Annotated in this window: 3 protein-coding genes and 1 pseudogene; 1 reads left to right on the top strand and 3 read right to left on the bottom strand. The window is 44.3% G+C overall.

Going from position 1 to position 2,942, the window contains the following annotated elements:
- Positions 1 to 240: 240 nt before the first annotated feature.
- Genes QH73_RS25535 through QH73_RS25525 form a run of 3 tightly spaced genes read right to left on the bottom strand, consistent with a single transcriptional unit; the run spans position 241 to position 1,338 of the window.
- Positions 241 to 702, bottom strand: coding sequence for a ferredoxin (locus QH73_RS25535; RefSeq protein ID WP_132867556.1), 462 nt, complete (start codon positions 700 to 702; stop codon positions 241 to 243).
- Positions 702 to 1,088, bottom strand: coding sequence for a DUF1257 domain-containing protein (locus QH73_RS25530; protein ID WP_132867555.1), 387 nt, complete (start codon positions 1,086 to 1,088; stop codon positions 702 to 704). Before QH73_RS25530 ends, QH73_RS25535 begins: the two co-directional genes overlap by 1 nt.
- 40 nt (positions 1,089 to 1,128) lie before the next feature.
- Positions 1,129 to 1,338, bottom strand: coding sequence for a DUF2997 domain-containing protein (locus tag QH73_RS25525; RefSeq protein ID WP_132867554.1), 210 nt, complete (start codon positions 1,336 to 1,338; stop codon positions 1,129 to 1,131).
- A 614-nt stretch (positions 1,339 to 1,952) separates the two neighbouring features.
- Between QH73_RS25525 and bioU the strand changes: the two are divergent.
- Positions 1,953 to 2,942 (top strand): annotated as a pseudogene (gene bioU / locus QH73_RS25520) ((S)-8-amino-7-oxononanoate synthase BioU); the annotation flags it as partial.

The raw sequence follows: 2,942 nt of genomic DNA, 5'->3' as shown, positions 1-2,942 counted from the left end.
CCAATACGGTTGCCGATAAGACAATTTGCAAAAAACAACGATAATCTTTGTAGAGACGTTGCATGCAACGTCTCTACACGTGTGAAATGTTGACAAAAAAATCCTTATACGCCGTTAGCGTATCTCCTGCGCGGACGCCGCGGTGTACTAGTTACAATCCCAAAAGACACTGCCTTTTGCTAGTCATGAAAAACAGGAGGACTGGTTAAACCAGCCCTCCAACATGAGATGAGACTAACTTTAATAACGGGATTTTTTACGCTTTAGTTTTTGCTTTTTGCGTCGCCGTTGGGCAGCAATAACTGCCCCTTCCACTGGATATCCAATTAGGGGAATGACCTGATATTTGCGCTCTTCTTCTAAATTTTTCAGTTCGGTGTAATCAACCCAGTGGATGCAATCAACAGGACAAGTGTCAATTGCTTCTTGAATAACCTCTTCTGGATCGCCATCTTGACGAATCACACGCGATCGCCCGTAATCTGGTTCAATGTAAAACGTATTACGCGCAACATGAGCACAGTGCAAGCAGCCGATACAGGTAATTTCGTCAACATAGACACCCTTTTGCCGCAATATACCGCCCAATTCCGGCTCTAAACCAGAGCGTTCTGGCGCGTCTCGTAAAAAACCGCCCAATTCTGGCTCAAAACCTGAGCGGTTGTCTTCCTCTTGTTCCGGCGACGGCAAAAAATCAGACATTACGCACTCCAGCGCTGTACAAGTAGACGGATGGAACCATCTTCATTTTTTTGTTGTTCAGCAATTTGAAATCCAGCACGAGCAGTTTCTTTAACTACTGTATGATATGCATATCGCTGTGTGACTTGCCGCAAGAAACCTTCAACCGACAGGTTTTGCTGCCAATATTGTAAGTCAGCAACCAGTTCGTATTCTTTGCCATTCCATTTAAAGCCGATATCGTAACCATTTTGCTGCTCAATGGTGACTTCGGCATCATGAGTTTGACCGCGATAACCACGTACTTCGCGTGGACCTTGTTTCCAGTCTATACCTAATTCTGTCAGAGCATCTTTCAAGGAATCAATGTTACGAATTTGAGTCTTGATTTGGCTAAAGTGTGACATGGTGGTTGTAAATCAATGTAACTAAACTATGCTTGAAAACTTACCAATCGCTGAAAGTGGTTTGCGTATTCACCACACCAGATTGCTGCACCTTGCTAGCAAAGTATTCTGAGGTTGGCTCGTGAGTTAGTACTTGTCCTAGCTGTGCCTCTATCGCTGCTGTGACTTCAGCGCACGAAGCACCCACAATGCCAGTGACTTTTTCTTGTACCCGACCATCTGGATAAATTATGAACTCTAAAGTCTCCATGCTCTTCGCCAACCAAAATACTAAGCTTGGACAGTACTGCCATAGCAAATGACTACAAAAATAGCCCTTGGCTACAGCGTTTTCTCTTAGCTACAAATTTGCCATTTGTTAACTAATGTTCCATCTCTCAAAATATATATCTCATAAAGTTTACAAAACTTATTATTTGTATAGGTCACTACTTCTGATATTTGTTAGTGTCCCTTAACCTTATCAATTTAGTCAAGCTAAAAATTCAACTGACAATTTAAATGGCATAACGCCTAGAAACGAGCAGCAGCGCTAGCAAGAGGCGGAGAAATCGTGAGAATTATTGAAAAACTTTATCATTATTCTCAAATTTAAGCGATAAAACTATCAGTAAAACATTGCTGAGTAGAAAGAAATCGGAACTCAGAACTCAGGACTGCTGACCGTTTAAGGGTAGGATAAGCTGTTATTTAACGTGAGTTCGATGTATCCTGATTTGACCCCTCTCCAAACCTCTCCCCTACAAAGGGAGAGGCTTAAAACTCTGATTTTTACTTGTGCTCCTCCCTCTCCTTGTACGAGAGGGAGGTTGGGTGGGAGAGGTTCACCAGAACTTACGTTTATTTAAGTCTACAAAGTTGACCATGAATGCAGAGCAAGTGACAGGTTCTACTCATCTCCCCAAAGCGATGCGCGTAGGAGTACTGGGCTTTGGCGGACTGGGGCAAGCTGCTGCCAAGGTACTCGCCCCAAAACGTGAAATGATTTTAGTGACAGCGGCAGACAAACAAGGCTACGCCTACGCCGCTGATGGTTTAAATGCTCAAGAATGCATTGCAACTTACCAATCTCAAGGTTCGGTGGGTTATTTAGAACCCTTCGGGACTTTAACAAATCGTAGTGTTGAGGATTTAATAGAAAAATCTTATCCAGTAGATGGGTATTTTCTGGCTTTACCTAATCTACCCAATAATTTCATTCCCTCTGTAGCTAAGCAGTTTATCAAATCTGGATGGCGTGGGGTACTAGTGGATGCTATTAAGCGCACCAGTGCCGTGGAACAACTGCTGGCGATGAAAGAGGAACTGCAAGCAGCAGGAATTACCTACATGACAGGATGTGGGGCGACACCAGGACTGTTAACAGCAGCAGCAGCAATAGCCGCCCAAAGCTACGCCGAAATTCATCGAGTGGAAATTACCTTTGGGGTAGGAATTGCCAATTGGGAAGCTTACCGCGCCACCATCCGCGAAGATATTGCCCATATGCCAGGGTTTAGTGTAGAAACTGCTAGGGCAATGACGGATGAGGAAGTAGAAGCACTTCTGGATAAATGGCGTGCTGACTTTAGAGAACATGGAACACGCCGATGATGTGATGCTGGAGTTAGCAGGAATTGTAGGACGCGATCGCGTTACTGTTGGCGGCATAGTCGATACCCGCAATCCTAAAAAGCCCATCAGCACCAATGTTAAAGTTACTGGTCGCACCTTTGAAGGTAAAATTTCCACCCATACCTTCACTTTAGGTGATGAAACTAGCATGGCAGCCAACGTCTGTGGACCTGCCTTTGGCTATCTCAAAGCTGGCATTGCATTGCACCAGCGGGGTATTTATGGATTATTCACCGCTGC

The organism is Scytonema millei VB511283, from assembly GCF_000817735.3.
GTDB classification, from domain to species: Bacteria; Cyanobacteriota; Cyanobacteriia; order Cyanobacteriales; family Chroococcidiopsidaceae; genus Chroococcidiopsis; species Chroococcidiopsis millei_B.
Note: the sequence above shows the minus strand (reverse complement) of the source record. Positions and strands in the feature narration are given on the sequence as shown.